The organism is Actinoplanes sp. ATCC 53533 (assembly GCF_003947245.1).
Window position 1 is genome coordinate 1 of sequence record NZ_QHHV01000474.1, and the last position, 2,708, is coordinate 2,708.

Genomic DNA, 2,708 nt, shown 5'->3' on the forward strand with positions numbered 1-2,708 from the left:
GCCAGCTCAAAGTAGCGCTGCCCTCCCGCCGACACCCAATTGTCGGCTCAAGGGAGAGGCAACCACGATGGGCCAGGTCATCATCGGCGTAGACCCGCACAAACGATCCGCGACCATCGAGGTCATCGACCAGCGCGAACGCGTCCTCGCCAAGGGCCGGTTCGGCACCGACCGTGACGGCTACCAGGCCATGCTCGCCGCCGGCCGCGAACACACCGACCGGATCTGGGCGGTGGAGGGCTGTAACGGTATCGGCCGGCACGTCGCCCAGCGCCTGGTCGCTGACGGTGAGACCGTGTTGGACGTGCCCGCGAAGCTGTCCGCCCGGGCGAGGGTGTTCTCCACCGGCCAGGGCCGCAAGACCGACCCGGTCGACGCGCACAGCGTCGCCGTCGTCGCCCTGCGAACGGAATTGCGAACAAACCAATCTCCGCCGTCAGATCCCCACCTCGGTAGGGCAGTGGGCCCAGCACTCGTTGTGTCATCGGCATGAGCGTGCGCCGGTCCGACCCAGCCAGCGACACGAAGCGTGACCGAGGTTCGGTACGCCGGCGTGGGATCAAAGCCACCATTCCGAGCAAGGAAGACCAGGAAGCGAGCCAGCGGCGTTCTCGGCCAACCCCGGCCGCCGGTGCTCGCGGATCCCACGCCCTGACATCCTCATCACGTCGAGGTGTCGCCGGGGTTGGAACATTCCAGAGCCGCCCAGGTCCAGGATCGGAGCCCCGGCCGCCGGAGGCCGGAACTGGTCGTAGGGCCGGACGCCCTGCCCGCCGGAGGCAAGGTTGTCGGGCCTGTCGCGCAAACCTACGTAGGCCCTCGCCTAGTCAGCCCTTTCGCTCAGGCGGTGGGCAGTGGTGGGGTTGCCAGCGATGGGAGCAGCCGCACCGAGGTATCGGGGCTGGTACTTGTGTCCGCCTGGCCCGACACCCGCACCACCACTCTTGAGAGTGGCCTTCTCCGCCGAGCTGATCAGCGTGTCCAACTCGACGAGAACCTGCCAACCGTAGGTTTCCTCGCGATAGGCTCTAAAAAGGGTAAAGCCGCGGCGCATGTCGCAGAGCGTGTTCCGCCACTCGGCAAGTACCCACCGCTGCGGAACGATGCCGCGTCGTACATAGATTGCGACCGCGTTGTGGACGGAGAGCGTCCGGCTGACGATCGCGAATTCGTCACTCTCTTCCGGCGGGAGCGCTCCATCCACTGCGCACCGGTGGAGCAGACGGCGGCCACGCTGCATCTGGACGTCGATGAGGGTCTCGTGTACGCGGAGGTACATATCTTGCCGCCGCTGTCGGCGGCCCAGGACTACCGTGGCAAAGGACAGCCCTACAGCGATTGTCGCAATGAAGATCCCAAGGTTTCGCAGGAACCAGTTCACCGTCGCCTCCCTCGCCCGGGTTGTGCGGGCACGCCGCAGTTCCAGTTTGCGCAGCAGTCCGCAACTTGGTGGACAACTCCGCATGGCCGATCTGATCACCAAGCTCGAACGCAGCCGCCAGCGCTGGGGAACCCATATAGCCGGCCAGCTGCGCTGCTGGTCGGTGCGCCGCCGCTGGGCCGTCGTGCCCGAAGGCGACGCTCGCCCTGCTGAGCCGCCTCGAGGACGTGCTGGACCTGCCCGTGCCGCTGGCCGACCTCGCCGAGGAGGCCGACGAGTGGGAGAAGCGCGTCCGGGCGGCCGCCGAGCAGGACACCGAACTCGGCGACTACATGCGCGAGCTGGAGGAACGGGTCGGCGACGAGGGGATCAAGCCGCTGACCGGCGACAAGATCGCCAACGAGTTCGAGAAGCACCCGCACCAAGAAGCCAGCATCCTGCACAAGGATGCTGGCTTCTCGGCTGCAGGAATTGACCAGGCGGCGACCTGCTCGCGGGCATATTCGAGGCCACGCAGGGTCAGGCTTTCAATGACCCGGCGCCGGCAGCGGCCCGACAGGTACGTAGCTGAGTGTGCCGCCGCGCCGCAGCCGCTGCATCGCCCATGAACACAAGTGACGTACCGACGTCGCGTCGGGTGATGCCGCGACGGGCGGCGATCCTGGTTGCGAACTCCCATTGCAGGGAGAGTGGGTCAGGTCGTTGCACAGGATCGCCGATAAGCCGCCTTCGGCCGACGCGGCATTTCTTCGTCCGGTCTCCCAATGCGCTTGATTGCAGGATGGCCACGGCGACTATGGTTAGCGGAACAGGCGCATTCGGCGCACCCATACCACCTACCGCGGGAGCGAAAACATCATGGCTAAGCAAGTAATCACCGTTCTGACCGACGACTGTCGCCGCTCCCTGAAGACTGACCCCAGGGTCATTGCGTTCTGGGGTTGCTGCTGATCACGGCGGTGATGAGGTCGTGGGGGCGGCGGTTGGCGCGTCGGGTGGCGCGGGCGATGTTGGTGTCGCCGCTGATGCGATGGAAGCCGATCGCGGTGTTACGCAGGGTTGCCATGACGGCGGGTCCGTTACCGGTCCGGGCCTGATGTGAATCTTCACGGAACGTGACATCTCGTACGTGGTGCACGAGATTTTCGATTAGCCACTCGGCCCGAATCCATCGCTGCAGGTCGATCGGGTGGGCGTCGGTGGCGGGCAGCGAGATGGTCAGGTACGCGGTCTCGCGGGTGGTCTTGCCGCTTTTGGTGGTGGTGCGGGTCCGGGTGATCCGGATGGCCTGCTCGGCGTGGGAATCCGATCCCACCGGGCGTGTGCA

The 2,708-nt window shown here is 66.1% G+C and carries 2 protein-coding genes and 2 pseudogenes; 2 read left to right on the forward strand and 2 right to left on the reverse strand.

The features are described from left to right. Nucleotides 1-67 precede the first annotated feature (67 nt). Complete coding sequence (locus DMB66_RS59305; RefSeq protein ID WP_233625618.1) at nt 68-493, forward strand: IS110 family transposase; 426 nt, start codon at nt 68-70, stop codon at nt 491-493. Between the two features lie 330 nt (nt 494-823). Here the strand turns inward: DMB66_RS59305 and DMB66_RS59310 are convergent, their stop codons facing one another. Then, entirely contained in the window at nt 824-1,381 is a 558-nt protein-coding gene (locus DMB66_RS59310) for a hypothetical protein (RefSeq protein WP_125812645.1), read from the reverse strand. A gap of 161 nt (nt 1,382-1,542) precedes the next feature. On the opposite strand from DMB66_RS59310, the pseudogene DMB66_RS59315 reads away from it, so the two are divergent. Continuing rightward, nucleotides 1,543-1,836: pseudogene (locus DMB66_RS59315) on the forward strand (PAC2 family protein); the annotation flags it as partial. Nucleotides 1,837-2,306: 470 nt separating this feature from the next. Here the strand turns inward: DMB66_RS59315 and DMB66_RS59320 are convergent. Beyond that, nucleotides 2,307-2,708, reverse strand: a pseudogene (locus DMB66_RS59320) (ISAs1 family transposase); the annotation flags it as partial.

Bases quoted from the DNA above. Each gene is read 5' to 3' on its own strand.
- DMB66_RS59305 (WP_233625618.1), top strand. From the start codon at position 68: ATGGGCCAGGTCATCATCGGCGTAGACCCGCACAAACGATCCGCGACC.